The sequence below is a fragment of the Leisingera sp. F5 genome (assembly GCF_001593695.1).
On sequence record NZ_LUKH01000270.1, the window covers coordinates 1 to 3,167 of the forward strand.

The following is a 3,167-nucleotide window of genomic DNA, read 5'->3' on the forward strand; positions in this document are numbered from 1 at the left end:
GCCGTTTTCTCCCGCCTGTCCGAAGCGCTGGACGGCCAGCGGTATCTTCTCGGCGAGGACTATTCGGCGGTCGACCTGCTGCTGTCGAGCCCGTTCCATTGGCTTCCGGACGCCGTGCCGGAACAGCCCTCCGTCCAAGCCTGGATAAGGCGCTGCGCCGATCGTCCGGCGTTGAAGGCCGTCATGGAGCGGGAGAGATCAGGACTGCGGACATAGGTCGAGGTCGCGAACCCAGGCCTTTCGTTCAGGCAGATGATTTCCGGGCGGATAACCACGGTGTCCGTCGCAGAGTCTTGCTGTGGCTGTTCCACCTCAAGCATCGCGCGGATCTTTGTAATGCTTGCCATTCGGGCCGCGCTGGCCAGCAGACCGTAGTGCCGGACTGTCCGGCAAGACGTGGTTCAGGAATCGGCGGATGAACTCGCCGGTGGCCAACCTCATGACCTTTTGCCGATCACCGCGTTTGATACGATAGTCTTTCCAGCGGAACGTGACGGTGCCATCACCTGCGCTGACGAGGCGATTGTTCGAGATTGCCACCCGATGGATGTAACGGCTCAGATAGGCCAGCACCGCCTCCGGCCCGCCAAGGGGCGGTTTGGCGTAGACCACCCAATCGGTTTTGCGGAGCGGGGCGAGCCAGGCAGCGAACGCTTTGGCGTCGATCAGTCCGCTCAGATCGCCATAGAAAGCAAGATTCCCGGAACCATGCAGCGCGATCAGCCCTTCGATGAGCAGGCGCCGGAACAGCCTCGACAGCACCCGGACATGCAGGAAGAAGCCCAGCTTGCAGTTGACCCATCGGGCGCCCTCCGGCGACAGCCCGCCGCCTGGAACGATCATGTGGACATGGGGGTGGCAGGTCAGTGCCGATCCCCAGATGTGCAGGACACTGGTCATGCCGACTCTCGCGCCCAAGCGCTTGGGATCGGCCGCGATGGTCATGACCGTTTCGGCAGAGGTGCGGAACAAGAGGCCATAGACCGCCTTCTTGTTCCAGTATGCAATGCGGGCGATCTCGGCTGACAGGGTGAAGACGGTGTGGAAATACTCCACCGGCAAAAGATCTTCGGCGCGCGCCGCCATCCAGTCGCACGCCGCCGGACCCTGGTTTTTGGAGCAGTGACGGTTCTTGCAACTGTTGTACGCAATGTGCTGGTGGCCGCACGTGACGCAAGCCGCTACATGCCCGCTGAGCGCCTCAGTCCGGCAGATCTTGCTCTGCCCCCTGAAAACTGGATCGTTCAGAGCTGGAGTTTTCCGCTGAATTTCCCTGGCTGGGAGAGGAGCGGAACCGCATGAAAGCATCGAAGTTCACGGAGGCGCAGAAGGCCTTCATCCTTAAGCAGAGCGCCCAAGGCACACCGGTCGCGGAGATCTGCCGCAAGGCCGGGATCAGCCAGGCGGCATACTTCAACTGGAAGAAAAAATACGGGGGCCTTCTGCCGGACGAGATGCGCCGGCTGAAAGCGCTGGAGGACGAGAACACCCGGCTGAAGAGCTGGAGGGAAACGCAAACAGTCTGGGGGACTGTTTGCCCCGAACAACCGTGGCGGATCTGACGCTGGACCGGGAGATGCTTCAGGAGGTCATTCGGCGAAAGCTCTGAAGCCTGGCCGTTTGCGCGAGATTGCCACCGGGATGTGCGTCGATTGGGGAGGGCCGGGTGATCAACATGAAGAAAACCCTCATGATTTACAATGAGTTGGGCCTGCAGCTCAGGAACAAGCACCCCAAGCGCCGGGTGAAGGCCAAGCTGCGGGAAGACCACCAGGAAGCCGTCAGGAAGCCGTCAGGCCGAACGATGTCTGGGCGATGCCTTGCCCGAAAGGCGATTGCGCAAGCGCAATCTGCCGGAAGGGACTTCGTTCACGACCAGCTCGCCCTGGGCAGGAGGTTGCGTATCCTGACCGTTGCCGACACGCATTCCCGGCTCAGCCCTGCGGCCGGTCCGCGCTTCACCTATCGGGGCGAAGATGTTGTGCAGACGCTCGAACGGCTCTGCGGGCAGATCGGCTGCCCCAAGACGATCAGAGACGATAGCGGCAGCGGGTTCATCTCGCGGGGCCTCGATCTCCGGGCCTGCGCCAACGGCGTTACCCTCGGCTTCTCACCGCCTGGAAAGCCCGCGGGCAATGGCTTCATTGAGGCGTTTAACAGCAAGCTCCGGGCGGAATGCCTGAACGCGCACTGGTTCATGAGCCTTGCAGATGCCCGCAAAAAGCTGGAGGATTGGCGGCGGCACTACAATGACGACAGACCCCACAGCGCAATCGGATACAACGTCCCGATTGCCATGCATTATCCCGATGGCGTCACCAGCCCGTCATCGTGACAGAGCCGGAGAAATCCAGATTCTGGCGGTCCAAGGTTGGGGCTCAGAGCAATCAGACCTAAGGACTCTCCCCGAGGTGGAGTAAACTTGGGGCTCAGGTCAATGAGTATGAGGGGAAAACGTCCGCTCTGTGTTGAAACCTGCCCCTGCCCCAACCGAAAAGCCCCGCAGAAACCTGCGGGGCTTTCCAAGTCTTAGCCGTGAGGCCGGGGAGCTTACTCGTCGCCCGACTTCAGTGCGGCGCCCAGGATGTCGCCCAGCGATGCGCCGGAGTCCGAGGAGCCATACTGTTCCACTGCTTCTTTCTCTTCCGCAATCTCGCGTGCCTTGATCGACAGGCCCAGGCGGCGGGTCTTGGAGTCGACGTTGGTGACGCGAACGTCGACCTTGTCGCCAACCGAGAAACGCTCGGGGCGCTGGTCGGCACGGTCGCGGGACAGATCGGAGCGGCGGATGAAGGACTTCATGCCTTCATATTCCACTTCGATGCCGCCGTCCTCGATGGCAGTCACGTTCACGGTCACGATCGAGCCGCGCTTCACGCCGCCAACCGCTTCTGCGAACTTGTCGCCGCCCAGAGCTTTGATCGACAGAGAGATACGCTCTTTGTCGACGTCCACTTCGGAAACCACGGCCGAAACCATGTCGCCTTTGCGGTAGTTCTGGATCGCATCTTCACCGCGCTCGTCCCAGGACAGGTCGGACAGGTGAACCATGCCGTCGATGTCGCCGTCGAGGCCAATGAACAGACCGAATTCGGTGATGTTCTTGACTTCGCCTTCGACCTCGGTGCCTTCCGGGTTGGCTTCGGAGAAGACTTCCCACGGGTTGC

Annotated in this window: 2 protein-coding genes and 2 pseudogenes; 2 read left to right on the top strand and 2 right to left on the bottom strand. The window is 61.4% G+C overall.

The window, feature by feature from the left end:
• The coding region (locus A2I95_RS28670) for a glutathione binding-like protein (RefSeq protein ID WP_291735375.1) at window positions 1-216 on the top strand (216 nt) is incomplete at its 5' end.
• A gap of 98 nt (window positions 217-314) precedes the next feature.
• Here the strand turns inward: A2I95_RS28670 and A2I95_RS28675 are convergent.
• Window positions 315-1,269: pseudogene (locus A2I95_RS28675) on the bottom strand (transposase); the annotation flags it as partial.
• A gap of 29 nt (window positions 1,270-1,298) precedes the next feature.
• Here A2I95_RS28675 and A2I95_RS28680 point away from each other — a divergent pair.
• Window positions 1,299-2,335 (top strand): annotated as a pseudogene (locus tag A2I95_RS28680) (integrase core domain-containing protein).
• Between the two features lie 215 nt (window positions 2,336-2,550).
• On the opposite strand, the gene A2I95_RS28685 reads toward A2I95_RS28680, so the two are convergent.
• Window positions 2,551-3,167 (bottom strand): S1 RNA-binding domain-containing protein (locus A2I95_RS28685; protein WP_291735377.1); only part of this gene is annotated, 617 nt, incomplete at its 5' end.